Source organism: Pedobacter sp. (assembly GCF_035566355.1).
In the GTDB taxonomy this organism is placed as follows: domain Bacteria; phylum Bacteroidota; class Bacteroidia; order Sphingobacteriales; family Sphingobacteriaceae; genus Pedobacter.
Genome location: NZ_DATMRL010000089.1, coordinates 1 through 13342, shown reverse-complemented (window position 1 = coordinate 13342; position 13342 = coordinate 1). Strand labels below are relative to the sequence as shown.

The following is a 13342-nucleotide window of genomic DNA, read 5'->3' as shown; positions in this document are numbered from 1 at the left end:
GACATGATGATATCTGGGTACCCCGTTCTCAGCAGACTTCTCTGACTATGGAAACAGGACTGGGTGTAGGTGCTGTAATCCCAAGAAGTGAGGTCTACCTGTTTAATGTTGGAGAAAATAACTATTGGAACCTTGCTGGTTATGGTGTTTCTGCTAAGCTGGGATTTAAATTCTTTTTGACCAAAGGATTGTTTCTGCAAAACAGTACCAAGGTGGGATGGATCAATTTAACAAAGATCCATACCACAGGAAGAAATGAATATGATAGCGCGAGTCAAAAGATAAAATATGTGGAAAATTACCTTGTTCTGGGGTATCAGTTCTAATCCTCTGATGAGCCATAAAAAAATCCCCTTCTTTTCGGAAGGGGATTTTTTTTATGGCTTGTATTTTAGTCTTTTCTAACCCCTCCAGATCCAACCACTGTTTTCTCTACAGAAGCATTTCCGCTATAATGTACAGTGCCCGAGCCGGAGATTACAGCGTTGATGTTTTTGTTGGCTGTTACATAAACTGTCCCTGATCCACTGATTCTGGCGGAAACTTTTTCTGCAGAAAGTTCTTTTCCTCTGACAGAACCTGAGCCCCCGATAGTTACATTGAATTCGTCGGTTTTGCCTTCAATCTGTATATTGCCTGATCCTCCGATGACCGAAGTTAATTTTTTAAGGGAAACTTTGGCTGTGATAGAACCTGAGCCACCTATGGTGGTACTCAATTCCGTAGTGTTTAGTGGACTTTCCATTTGAATGCTTCCCGATCCACCCATAGTTAAAGAGCTGATTCGTTTTGCTGTGATGTAGGCGATAATTTTTGTATTACCAAATTTTTTGCCCCAGTCATTCCATTTATTGTCTGGCTTTACACTGAGGATCCCGTCCTTTACTTCGACTTTAAGTTTAGATATAGCCTCCTGGTCGCCTTCAAAGCGGATACTTTCTTCCGAACCGATCTTAATGATGGCTTTAATAGAACCACCTATAGCTACACCGTTGAAGTTGCGGACTTGTTGGTCCTGTCTAACTGCGTGGAAAGGTTTGTTATGATGGCTTTCAGCGGCATCTGCAAGGGTAGATACAGAAAGCAATGCAAATAAAATAAGTTTAACTGATGTGTTCATATGCAAGGTTTTTTAATAAGACCCTATTTTCTTCAGAATGTTGCAGCAATTTTAAATTATTTGGAAAATTTCATGTTGATATAAAAATTTGGATCAGCTTTAAAGGTCTCATCCTTTATGGAAGGGTCAATTTCTGCTGTTTTCCAATTGCTGGTTGGATAGATATAGGTATAGCTATCTGGTGTGAGCGTGACTTTTACAGGCATGTCAAAGTCTTTTACCTCCGCTTTCCATCTGTAGCTTAATTGCTTTCCATTAATTCTATATTCCAATTCAGGAATGGTCGCATGTCTGAGGTACTGGTCAAAGATCTTTTGCAGTTTAAGACCACTTTGTTCCGCGATAAAGTTTTCTACCTCTGCTGTAGTTACGGTTTTATGATAAAATGTTTTATTGAGGCCGCGAAGGATGGCTCTGAATTTTTCATCATTCCCGATCAGCTGACGGATTATATGGACCATATTGGCACCTTTATAGTACATGTCGCCTGATCCTTCCTTATTGACTCCATAGCTGCCAATAATAGGAATATCATTGGCAATATTGTGCCGTATCCCGATCACATAGTCTTCACCGGCGGCTTTCCCATTTTTGCATTCGGTGAACAGCGCTTCCGAGTAATTTGTAAAGCTTTCATGGATCCACATATCGGCAATGTCTTTGGAGGTAATGTTGTTGCCAAACCATTCATGTCCGCTTTCATGAACCGTAATAAAATCAAATTTTAACCCCCAGCCTGTACCGGAAAGATCTTTGCCCAGGTAGCCCATTTTAAATTGATTTCCATAGGCTACAGCACTCTGGTGCTCCATGCCAAGATGCGGAGCTTCTACCAGTTTATAGCCATCGCTGTAAAAAGGGTATGGTCCAAACCAGTGTTCAAAGCATTGAAGCATGGGTTTGACATCCTGGTCCCAGTGGGGTTTTGCTTGTGCGCTGTCCTGTCTTAAGGCCCAGTAATCCAAGGTTAATTTTCCGTTTTCTCCCTGATATTCATCTGTCCAGTGGGCATAATCTCCGATATAGAAAGTCACGTTGTAGTTATTGATGGGGTTGCTGATGAACCAGTTGAATTTGACGGTTCCGTCTGCTTGTTTCTGAATGCTCCTTAAACGGCCGTTGGAGACTTCTTTTAGTCCTTCTGGAACCCGGATGCTCACCAGCATACTGTCTACTTCATCACTCTGGTGGTCTTTATTAGGCCACCAGCAACTTGCACCAAGCCCCTGGCAGGCTACTGATACCCATGGCTTACCGGATTTGTCTTTGGCGAAAATGAATCCTCCATCCCATGGTGCATTTCTGGCTACAATCGGATGACCTGAATAGAATACGGTAAAACGATCTTTACTGCCTTTTCGAATGGTTTTGGGGAATGTGACGAATACGGCATTGAACTCCCGCGTAAAAGGGAGTTCCTGGTTCTGATAGATGACTTTTTCTACTTTTAGATTGGAAAACAAGTCAAATTGCAGGCGTTTGAAATCCTGAGTAGCGTTGAAAACAAACTCGTTGCTTCCTGAGATACTTTTCTGATCGATGTCGATAAGCACATCCAGATGATAGTAAGTGAGGTCATAGCATGTTCTAAGGGATGTTAATGTTCCCCTCAGCGTATCTGCGCGGTTGAATGCTGCCTTCTGATGAAGGGGCTGTGCTTGTAAACCCAGCCCAAGAAATAGAAGTATAAACAGACTTAATGATGTATTTCTCATTTGTACAGCTGTTATGGTTTTAGAACAGTCACATTCAGACCTGATGCATGGTCTGCATCGTGGTAAATACGATGGGTTGCTTTTTGGAAATCTTTGTCATCGGCCGTATAGATGTCTAAAAATTTTTGAGGGTTGCGGTCTGCAATAGGAAACCAGGAGTTCTGCACCTGTATCATAATGCGGTGTCCTTTTTTGAAGGTATGGGCCACATCTACAAGGCTGTATTTTACTTCAGTAACTTTCCCGGGCTGGAAGGGTTCTGGTTTTTCAAAGCTGTTGCGGAACTTGCCACGCATAATTTCACCTCTCACCAGCATCTGGTAACCACCCATAATCAGTCCTTTTGGATTTGGGCTTGGGTTTTCTGCGTTTTCAGGGTATACATCAATTAATTTTACAACATAATCTGCATCAGTTCCTGTAGTGGATACCTGCAAATCTGCAGTTAAAGGGCCAGCTAAGGTGACGTCTTCCTGAAGTTCATCAGTCTGATACACTTTTACGTCTGGTCTGCGTGCTGCAAATCTTTGATCATCGATCATATATTCCCTTGTTCTGTGTTCTTGTATGCCGGCTTGATAGGGAACAGGGGTATTTGGATCACTCTCGTATTCGTCAAAATTGTTTGATGTTCCTGGTTTTGTGAAACTTAATTTTCCATTCGACTGAAAGTAAAGTGTTTTGTTTTCAATATCTTTTGGAGGCCAGGTGTTGAATTTTTTCCACTCATTGCTTCCGGTTACAAATATGGTTGCTTCAGCCAACTGAGCTGGGGCGGTATCTTTCAGGTATTGCATGAAGAAAGGAAATTCTACATTTTGCTGGTACCAGATGCTGGTGGGTTGTCCAAAGGAAATATCTCCAAAGCTTTGGCCGGAACTTCTTACCCAGCCGCCATGGAACCATGGGCCCATAACCAGATTGTTTTTTGCAGAAGGGTTTTGCTTTTCAATAGCTTCGTAAGTATGGATAGCGCCAAATGCATCTTCAGCGTCGAAAAAGCCTCCTACAACCAGAACGGCAGGTTTGACGTTGGTGAGATGAGGCAGGATATTTCTTTCTTTCCAGAAGCTGTCATAGGTGCCATGGGCCATCAGGTCGTTCCAAAATTTAATGGTATCCCCAAAATATTTTTCTTTTACGTTTTTAAGTGCGCCTATGCTCAGGAAAAAACGGTAGTTGTCTTTAATGGGGAATTCGAATCCTTTTGGACCTTTATCTGGTGTGATTGGTTTTGGACGAGGTACGCCAAATCCTGAATAAAAGCTAAAAGCATCAGCAAGAAATAAAACGCCGTTATGGTGAAAGTCATCTCCGCGGAACCAGTCTGTAACAGGCGCCTGAGGGGATACGGCCTTCAAGGCGGGATGCGCGTTGGGAAGAGATGTGGTCGAGTAAAAGCCTGGATAAGAGATTCCATAAATTCCAGCCTTTCCATTGTTGTTTGGAATATTTTTGAGCAGCCAGTCGATGGTATCGTAAGTGTCCGAACTTTCATCGATATCTTTTTTACTTTTTTTATTGGCAATCTGGGGCCGGATATCGACATAATCGCCTTCACTCATCCATTTTCCGCGGACGTCCTGGTAAACAAATATAAATCCTTCTTTAAGAAATAGAGACGTTGGACCCAGTGAGGTTTTGTATTTGTCTTCCCCATAAGGTGAAACTGTATAAGGTGTCCTGTTGATTAAAAATGGGAACTTTCTTCCTTTTTCTTTCGGGATATAAATTGCTGTAAATAGTTTTACACCGTCACGCATTGGAATGAGGCGTTCTATTTTGGTGTAGTTTTCGCGTACATAAGCAGAATCTGCTTGTTGCGCGGAGAGTGAGGTGGCTGTAAAAATAAGGAACACAGCAAAGTAGAGGGATTTTAATCTGGCCATGATAAAATTAGGATTAAGGATATAAACCTACAAAACCATCATGATTTTTCAAACCACAAAGTGGGATGAACCGACCTTGTGAGTTCTTGAACGCAAAAAGAACATAAACACCGGTGAATTTTGGTTCCTGTACTTAAAAAATGATTGTACCTTTAGGCAATAATAGGCAAACGGGAACACATGTCGGAACAAAAATTCAGTTTCTCTTACATTTTATCTTTAATACCCCCTCGTTTTTTATCCTTTATTAAATTTGGAATAACGGGAGCGTGCGGGCTGGTGATTGACTTCTCTTTAACCTGGTTTTTTAAGGATGTGGTGCATATCAATAAGTTTCTGGCCAATGCAATTGGGTTTACGACGGCGGTCATCTGCAATTATTTTATCAATCGGCTTTGGACCTTCAGGAATAAGGATGAAATTGGAAAACAAATGGCTGCTTTTATTACCGTATCACTCATCGGTCTGATGTTCAATTCCTGCTTTATTTACCTGTTTAATCATGTGTTCACGATTAACTTTTACATCAGTAAGATGATGGCGATCATACTGGTTTTTTTCTGGAATTTCAGTGCAAACTATTTCTTTGTGTTCAGAAGTTCAAAACAATAATTATCGGATATGACAGAATCATCTTTAACGGATCAAAGAATCAAATGGTTGTATGCATTTATTGCTATAGCTGTTGTAGTGAACTTGAGTGGATTATTTGTGACCATTATGGGGCCGGATGGGGCATTGTACGCTTCCATTGCCAAAACGATGACGGTAAATAATAACTTTTCAGACTTGTTTGCTGAAGGACGTGATTGGTTGGATAAACCTCATTTGCCGTTTTGGGCTGCCACATTATCATTTAAACTTTTTGGTTTTACGACCTGGGCTTATAAGCTTCCGGGCGTTTTGATCCTGCTGATGGGGGTATGGTATACCTATAAGTTTGCAAAGGATCTTTATAACAAAGAGACAGGACTTTGGGCTGCATTGATTTTATTGACAGCACAGCATACGGTCATCTCTAATATGGACGTCAGGGCAGAACCGTATCTGACGGGTTTCATTATGGCTTCTGTTTACTATTTTTATAAAGGGTTGCGTCAAGGTTGGTTGCTTCCAGTCATTTTAGGGGCATTATTTGCAGCCTGTGCGGTGATGACCAAGGGGATCTTTGCTTTAATACCGGTGGGGGGAGCCATAGTGGGCCATCTGTTGCTGACCAGACAATGGACGCTGCTTTTTAACTGGCGCTGGTTGCTTGCCGGAGTATTAATCCTGATTTTCATATCGCCCGAATTATGGTGTCTGTACAGGCAGTTTGACTTGCATCCGGAAAAATTGGTTTTCGGAAAACATGGCGTTTCAGGACTTCGGTTTTTCTTCTGGGACAGTCAGTTTGGGCGTTTCTTTAACAACGGGCCCATAAAGAAATCGGCCGGGGATCCTACTTTTTTCCTGCATACCACCTTATGGGCTTATTTGCCCTGGTCTTTTCTGTTTTATATTGCTGTTGTTCAATACATCAGAAGAGGGGCGAAAAAAGTACGTGAAACAGAATGGTTTAGTCTGTGTGGCGCTGGACTTACTTTCCTGATCTTTTCGGCATCCAAATTTCAACTTCCTTTTTATATCACCATTATTTTTCCTTTTTTTTCCATAATCACGGCAGTCTATATTTTGAACCTCGAACCGGGAAAAGTATATAAGCGGATAAAAGTGATGCAGCAGACTATTCTGTTGCTTATGATGGTTGCAATAGCAGCCCTGCAGTTTTATTTTCATCCCGGGGATCTTTCCATCTTCTTTGCCTTATGTTTGCTGTTTGCTGTTATCGTGCTTTGTATGGTGACTTTCAATAAAAAGGAAGTCCATCATAAGATTTGGTTTCAGGCAGCAGCAGTGGCATTTTTTGTTCAGTTCTATTTCAATCTGGCATTTTACCCACAACTGCTGAAATATCAACCGGATAGTGAGGCTGCTTTTTGGATCAACAAAAATAACAATAGTCATTTGCCGGTTGTAAAGGTATTGAACGGGCTGGCTTATTCAATAGATTTTTATACCCATCAGGAGATCTCTCATTATCGCGTGGGGGAAAACAATAAGCTACCTCCAAAACCTTATTTGCTGTACGTAGATGCAGAAATGCTTCCTGCATTGGAAAGTGCCGGTATTAAAGGGCAGGTATTGAAAAGTTTTAAAGGCTATCATATTACCAAACTGAAAGGAAAATTTTTAAATTACCATACCAGGGATGAGGTGCTGGGAGAGAGTCAGCTGTTGCTCATAAAATAGAGAATAAGTTTGCTCTGGTGTGGGATTTGTGATCGAATGATTACCTTTGTTTAATAAAAAAACTTTAGATTATATGCAATACGATGTAGTTGTTATTGGTTCTGGTCCTGGTGGTTATGTTGGGGCCATCAGATGTGCCCAGCTTGGCTTAAAAACCGCAGTTATAGAAAAGTATAAAACTTTTGGTGGAACTTGCCTTAATGTAGGCTGTATTCCTTCAAAAGCCTTGCTGGATTCTTCGGAGCACTTTCATAATGCGGCACATACCTTTGGTACCCACGGAATAGACCTGAAGGACCTGAAGGTGAACATGCCACAGATGATTGCCCGTAAGAATGATGTTGTTGCACAAAATACGGCAGGTATAACTTACCTGTTCAAAAAAAATAAAATTGATGCTTTTGAAGGTGTGGGATCTTTTGTGGATAAAAACACCATTAAAATAACTAAAGCAGATGGTTCTTCTGAAAATATTACAGCTAAAAATGTGATCATCGCTTCAGGTTCTAAACCAACGGCTTTACCGTTTATTAAAATAGATAAAAAAAGGATCATTACTTCAACCGAAGCCCTGAACCTTACCGAAGTTCCAAAAACAATGGTTGTGATTGGTGGCGGTGTGATTGGCTTGGAGCTGGGTTCTGTATATGCGCGTTTGGGTACAAAGGTTTCTGTAGTAGAATTTATGCCTTCTATTATTGGCACTATGGATGCCGGACTTGGAAAAGAACTGCAGCGTGTGCTTAAAAAATCTCTGGGTATGGAGTTCTATACCAATCATAAAGTGACTGGTGCAACGGCTAAAGGAAAAACGGTTACGGTAACTGCAGATAACGCGAAAGGGGAACAAGTTAAACTGGAAGCAGATTATTGTATTGTTGCTGTAGGCCGTGTGGCTTATACTGCTGGTCTAGGTTTGGAAAATATTGGAATTCAAACCGAAGAACGTGGAAATAAGATTCCGGTAAATGAGCATTTGGAAACGAGTGTACCTGGTGTATATGCGATTGGTGATGTGATTAAAGGAGCCATGCTTGCTCACAAAGCCGAAGATGAAGGGGTTTATGTGGCAGAGCGTTTAGCTGGACAAAAACCACACATTAATTACAACCTGATCCCTGGTGTGGTTTACACCTGGCCGGAAGTTGCTTCTGTTGGTTATACCGAAGAGCAGCTTAAAGAAAAAGGTATTCAGTATAAGGCGGGTTCTTTCCCTTTCAAAGCGAGTGGACGTGCCAAAGCAAGTATGGATACAGATGGTTTCGTTAAAGTGCTGGCTGATGCGAAAACTGACGAGATCTTAGGCGTTCATATGATCGGGCCACGTGCTGCTGATATGATTGCCGAGGCGGTTGTTGCGATGGAATTCCGTGCGTCTGCAGAAGATATTGCGAGGATTTGCCATGCACACCCTACTTATACAGAAGCGCTTAAAGAAGCAGCTATGGCGGCTACTGACAACAGGGCTATCCATATTTAATCCTGAAACTTATTATAAATAAAAAATCCCCCGCAATTCAATTACGGGGGATTTTTTATGACCTGGATTTTAGTGTTCCAGGTCGTATTCTTTTACATCTTTATGGGTGTAAGGTTCAATCATGAGTTCTTCCATGGTCTTACCTTTTTTGTTCATACCTAAACGCTCCAGCAGGTTGTCAAATACCTGGTACATTACTGGTACTACAATGAGTGTAAGGAATAATGAACTGGTTAAACCACCGATGATTACCCAGGCCAGGCCATTTTTCCATTCGGCACCGGCACCACTGGCCAGGGCAATTGGAAGCATACCGATCACCATCGCAATGGTGGTCATCAGGATTGGCCTTAAACGGGCATGATTGGCCAGGATCAGGGCTTCATGAGTAGATTTTCCTTCCGCTTTCATTTGGTTGGTGAAATCGACCAGGATGATCGCATTCTTGGCAACCAGACCAATCAGCATGATCAGACCGAGGATGGTGAAAATACCCAGCGACTGATTGGCTAATGCCAGTGCCAGCAGGGCTCCGATAACCGAAAGCGGTATAGAAAACATAACCACCAGCGGATAAATAAAACTGTCATATAAGGCGACCATGATGAGGTATACCAGGATGATGGAGGCCAGCAAGGCAATACCTAAGGTACCAAAACCTTCACTTTGATTTTCCTGATCACCACCCCATTTGTAACTTACACCTAGTGGTTTTTTAAGCTTTCCGTTCTTCTCAAGTTCATCCAGTTTATTTTGGAAATCAGTAACAATAGTACCCGTTGGTCTTCCGATAGACTGTGCCTGTACGGTTACAGAAGTACTCTTGTCTCTTCGTTCCAGCTGACTTGGACCCGAACCTTCCTTAATATCTGCAAATTGAGAAAGTTTAATCTGTTCTCCTGCGCTGTTGATAAAGATCAGGTTCCTTACATCATCTATATTTTTACGGTTGAAAGTCTGATAACGGATATTAATATCGTACTCATATTCTCCCTGACGGAACTTGCCGTCTGTATTTCCACTAAATGCGGTTTGCATGGTAGAACCTACCGTTTGCAGAGTTAATCCCAAAGCAGCCATTTTATCACGGTCTACCTGAACATTAATCTCCGGACTTCCTTTCTCTACGGATAGTTTTAACTCGGCAGATCCTTTAATTCCGGCAAGGACCTCTTTAGCGCCCTCCGCATATTTCATGGCACTTTCCAGATCCGGACCCATGACCACGAGCTGGATTGGTGCATTTTCAGCAATACCAAGAATACTGATCGGAACAGTTTTTACTTTCGCGCCAACCAGGTAGTGAGATAGCTCCCTGCTGATTTTAGTAGCATATATATTGGAGGGATCTTTACGTTTTGAGCGGTCTACCAGCATGACGTCAATCTCTGATTTATACGCAGTTGCCTGGGCGCTTCCAAAGTCTCCGCTGGCCTGGCCTACGGTAGTGATGGTTTGTACAATTTCAGGTTTTTTCGATAGAAATTCTTCTGCTTTTTGAGTAATCCGGTTGGTGGCTTCAATAGAAGCATCTTTTGGAAGTTCTATCTGAACAAGGAATTCTCCTTTATCACTTTTAGGAAAGAACTCTGTTCCAATAAAACCGCCTATTGTTAAACCGCAGGAGCTGAAGAGCAAAACGAATACACCAATGATGGTGATGGCTTTATGCTTCAAAGTCCAGGTCAGGATGCCAGTGATCCAGTGGGTAAAAGTATTGAGTTGTTTTTCGAACCATAAAATGAAGCGGCCGAAAATATTTTTTCCTTCTATTTTTTCGAGTTTACCGAATCTCGATGATAGCAAAGGTACAATGGTAAAGGACGCAACAAGAGAGAGTAAGGTGGCAATAATAACGACCACACAGAATTGGCGCAGGATATTGGATACCAGACCGGTACTCACGGTGATTGGAAAGAACACCACCACGATTACAAAGGTAATAGATACAACGGTAAAGCCGATCTCTTTGGTTGCGTCAAAAGCAGCACGAACCTTATTTTTACCCATCTCCATGTGTCTGTAAATGTTTTCCAATACCACAATGGCATCATCGACAAGGATACCAACCACCAGTGATAAGCCTAATAAGGACATCAGGTTGAGGGTATAACCAAATAGACTGATTCCAATAAAGGTTGCGATTAAGGAAACAGGAATAGATACCATTACGATCAGTGCGTTCCTGATGCTGTGCAGGAAGAAAAGCATGACAAAAGCAACGAGAATAATCGCGAGTATTAAATCGTGAATTACCGCATCGGCGGACTCCAGTGTGAAAATAGAACTGTCGTTTACAATTTTAATGTTGAGTTTATTATTCGCGTAGTCCTGCTGTAAGGTTTGGATCACTTTGTGCATTTGCTTACTAACCTCTACCGCATTGGCGTCGGTTTGTTTGATGATCTGCACAGCGATTGCACCTTTTCTGTCAATACGGGCAATCTTTTTAACGTCTTTTTGTGCATCCTGTACATCACCAATATCTTTTAACCTAATCTGTGCGCCGGCTTTGCTGGTGGCAACAACCAGATTTCTAAGCTCATCAACATTTTTGTATTTACCAGATAAACGGATGAGGATTTCCTGTTTAGTAGTTTTTACGCTTCCTGTAGGGAAATCTAGATTTGAAGTCAGGATGGCCTGTTGTATTTGAGGTACAGATAAGCCATATCCCTGAATTTTATCAGCGTCCAGTCCTACTTGAATTTCACGTTCCTGACCACCAACCAGATTGACCTGGGCAACGCCGTTTACCCTGGAAAGGATAGGGGCAATACGTTTGTCCATCAAATCATAGAAAGTAGCGTCATCCATACTGGCTGATGCCGACATGGTGATGACGGGCAAGTCGTCGAGAGAGAATTTGTTTAAAGAAGGTGGCTTTACATCCGTGGGTAAATTTGCCAGGATGGCATTTACTTTACGTTGTGCATCATTTAAAGACAAATCGATATTTGCTTTATCTGTGAGCGTAATGGTAACCGTCGAAAGGCCTTCAAAAGAGACTGCGTTTAGCTTTTTGATGTTCTCTAAAGAAGAAACCGCATCCTCAATTTTTTTGGTCACCGTATTTTCTACCTCATTTGGCGAGGCGCCGGGATATATGGTAGAGATAGAGATTGTGTTGTTCGAAAACTTAGGCAATAACTCATATCCCAAAGAAAAGTAGCTCAGCAAGCCCATCAGCGTTAATGCGGTAAAGACCACAATAACGAGGGTAGGACGCTTTATTGAAATTTCAGTAATCTTCATCTTATAGTTATTTTACAGTGGTCACTGGAGTGCCGTCTGACAGATTGATCTGTCCGCTGGTGATGGCAATTTCTCCTTCTTTTAATCCTTCAAGTATTTCAACATTGTCACCCAGGATTCTTCCGGCAATGACTTTGCGCAATTTGGCTTTTCCGTCCTCCAGAACAAAAATCTGGTTACTGCTTACACTGCCAACAAAAGCAGTTCTCGGGATGGTAATAGTGGGCGCTTGTTTAGGGAACTGAAAGATCGCAGTTCCGTACATTCCGGCTTTGATGGTATTGGTTTTGTTATTTTCTACGAGGATTTCTACAGGGAAGTTCAATGAATTGTCTGCTTTGGCAGCAATAAAGGTGATCTTTCCAGTGTAGGTATCTGTAGGGAAAACATTGGATTTGATTTTTACAAGGTTTCCAAGTTTCAGATTTGCAACCTGACTTTCATTTGCGTTCACTTTTAATTTAAGCTTAGACACATCAACCAACTCAAACAATTGAGTGCCTTGTGCATTTACAAAAGCACCTACTTCAATATATTTTTTGTTTACAACACCATTGATGGGAGATTTGATATTGGCGTCGCTCACCTTTCTTTGTGAGGCCTGTAATCTTAATCTTGCGTTTTCTACAGCAAGTTTTGCCTGGTCCAGCTGCTGTTGAGTAACACCGCCGGTTTTAAATGAACTGCTGTAGCGAGCTTCATCTTTTAAAGCATTTTGCAGCGTTGCTTCTGCGGTTTCTTTATCTGTATTCAAAATTTCAGCATCAATCCGTGCCAATACCTGGCCTTTGGTAACATGGTCACCTTCCTGAACATTGATCCTGGTTACCCGGCCTGCATTTTCATTCAGCAGATTCAATTCTGCAAAAGGAACAAAAGTACCGTTTGCGGTAAAGTCCAGGTTCACTGTGTCTTTTTTTACAGTGGCAACACGAACACTGACGGCACCACTACCCTGAGCAATAAAAGTGGTTACTGCTTCATTTTTTTGCTTATTGTTTTTCAATACGTAGGCTATTGCCCCAATAGCAATTATAAGTACAATAGCTACAATAATTCCTCTTTTCATTTTAATAGTGATTTTATATTTCCGTTTGATTTTATTAATTGTATTTCGGCAATTTTATAATTTAATAATGCCTGGTTATAGCTGTTCTGAGCTTCAGTTAATGCAGTTTCTGTATCCAATAAGTCAGTTAAGGTCGCTAAGCCGTTGTTGTAATTGTTTTGGGTGCTTTTATAGATTTCATTCGCCAGTTCAGTATTTTGTTTTTGGGAATTAATCGTCGTTATGCTGTTCCTGAGTTGAATTTTTGCATTCTCATAGGCCATATTCAAAGAATTTACGGATTCACGCCTGTCTTCTTTTGCTTTTCTGATATCCACATCTGCCTGGCGGATTTTCGAACGGGTTAAGAACCCATTAAAGATCGGTACTTTCAGCGTCAGACCTACAGCTGATGCGCCATAGCCGATGGACGCGCTGCCGGAGCTTAGGAAATCGAATCCGCCGCTCTGGCTAGAATAGGTATAGTTTCCTGTTAAAGCTAAGCTTGGATAGTATTCCGAAACATAAGCTTTGCGTTGCAGT

9 protein-coding genes and 1 pseudogene are annotated in these 13342 nt (G+C 41.7%); 4 read left to right on the top strand and 6 right to left on the bottom strand.

From position 1 onward, the window contains the following. Window positions 1–326: pseudogene (locus VNZ46_RS03445) on the top strand (hypothetical protein); the annotation flags it as partial. A gap of 65 nt (window positions 327–391) precedes the next feature. On the opposite strand, the gene VNZ46_RS03440 reads toward VNZ46_RS03445, so the two are convergent. From VNZ46_RS03440 to VNZ46_RS03430, 3 genes are read right to left on the bottom strand one after another with little or no spacing between them, the layout of a single operon-like run. Further along, window positions 392–1120 (bottom strand): head GIN domain-containing protein, encoded by a 729-nt coding sequence (locus VNZ46_RS03440; RefSeq protein WP_325558691.1) that lies wholly within the window; start codon window positions 1118–1120, stop codon window positions 392–394. Window positions 1121–1176: 56 nt separating this feature from the next. Further along, window positions 1177–2835 (bottom strand): M1 family metallopeptidase, encoded by a 1659-nt coding sequence (locus tag VNZ46_RS03435; protein ID WP_325558690.1) that lies wholly within the window; start codon window positions 2833–2835, stop codon window positions 1177–1179. An 11-nt stretch (window positions 2836–2846) separates the two neighbouring features. Further along, window positions 2847–4724 (bottom strand): CocE/NonD family hydrolase, encoded by a 1878-nt coding sequence (locus tag VNZ46_RS03430; RefSeq protein ID WP_325558689.1) that lies wholly within the window; start codon window positions 4722–4724, stop codon window positions 2847–2849. 180 nt (window positions 4725–4904) lie between these two features. Here VNZ46_RS03430 and VNZ46_RS03425 point away from each other — a divergent pair, with 180 nt between their 5' ends. The 3 genes from VNZ46_RS03425 to lpdA are packed head-to-tail and all read left to right on the top strand — an operon-like array spanning window position 4905 to window position 8496. Then, the gene (locus VNZ46_RS03425; RefSeq protein ID WP_325558687.1) at window positions 4905–5336 is read left to right on the top strand and encodes a GtrA family protein; all 432 of its coding nucleotides are present in this window, start codon (window positions 4905–4907) and stop codon (window positions 5334–5336) included. Window positions 5337–5345: 9 nt separating this feature from the next. Further along, the gene (locus tag VNZ46_RS03420) at window positions 5346–7016 is read left to right on the top strand and encodes an ArnT family glycosyltransferase (protein WP_325558686.1); all 1671 of its coding nucleotides are present in this window, start codon (window positions 5346–5348) and stop codon (window positions 7014–7016) included. 46 nt (window positions 7017–7062) lie between these two features. Continuing rightward, window positions 7063–8496 (top strand): dihydrolipoyl dehydrogenase, encoded by a 1434-nt coding sequence (gene lpdA, locus VNZ46_RS03415; RefSeq protein ID WP_304622343.1) that lies wholly within the window; start codon window positions 7063–7065, stop codon window positions 8494–8496. 69 nt (window positions 8497–8565) lie between these two features. Here lpdA and VNZ46_RS03410 read toward each other — a convergent pair whose 3' ends face one another. From VNZ46_RS03410 to VNZ46_RS03400, 3 genes are all read right to left on the bottom strand, one after another. Then, on the bottom strand, window positions 8566–11751 hold the full coding sequence (locus VNZ46_RS03410; protein WP_325558685.1) for an efflux RND transporter permease subunit: 3186 nt from the start codon (window positions 11749–11751) through the stop codon (window positions 8566–8568). Between the two features lie 7 nt (window positions 11752–11758). After that, on the bottom strand, window positions 11759–12820 hold the full coding sequence (locus tag VNZ46_RS03405) for an efflux RND transporter periplasmic adaptor subunit (RefSeq protein WP_199076243.1): 1062 nt from the start codon (window positions 12818–12820) through the stop codon (window positions 11759–11761). Further along, window positions 12817–13342, bottom strand: a 526-nt coding sequence (locus VNZ46_RS03400; protein WP_325558684.1) for a TolC family protein, incomplete at its 5' end; no start/stop codon positions are given. The genes VNZ46_RS03400 and VNZ46_RS03405, both read right to left, overlap by 4 nt.